The 396-nt window shown below is 48.0% G+C and carries 1 protein-coding gene; it reads left to right on the top strand.

Annotation, left to right across the window (positions count from 1 at the left end):
* A partial coding sequence (locus tag AB4Z23_RS28815) for a hypothetical protein (RefSeq protein WP_441361353.1) occupies positions 1 to 305 on the top strand: 305 nt, incomplete at its 5' end.
* Positions 306 to 396 lie beyond the last annotated feature (91 nt).

Below are 396 nucleotides of genomic sequence, written 5' to 3'. Positions count from 1 at the left end.
GGTGGAAGCACATCACCCGGATAAGTCGATCCCCTTTAGTGAAGCTACAGTCATTTCAGTTGCTTGGAGCTATTCCGCGAATTTTGCTTTCGTTTGAGGAAGCCGATCTCAAGAAATTTACGATGAATACCGATGATGACGATCTCGTATACGCGCAAGCCTTTGTGAAATTCACATTCAGGCAATCCGCGATTGTAAGTGTGGTATTTCGCAAAAGACGCGATTCCGAGGGGAAACCAAACTACAGTTTTCATACAATTTACGAAGCACGTCGAAATCGTGACGTGATCGGACTGAAAGGGTGAGGTGCGGACCACAATTAGCCGATAAACCACAAGGGCCCTCTACGGCTTCGCATGCAATCCGCACCTCGCTTTCGATTGTGGCACGGTCGTT

The organism is Agrobacterium sp. MCAB5 (assembly GCF_052114365.1).
GTDB classification, from domain to species: Bacteria; Pseudomonadota; Alphaproteobacteria; order Rhizobiales; family Rhizobiaceae; genus Agrobacterium; species Agrobacterium tumefaciens.
The sequence above is the reverse complement of the archived record's forward strand: the minus strand, read 5'-3'. Positions and strand labels throughout refer to the sequence as shown.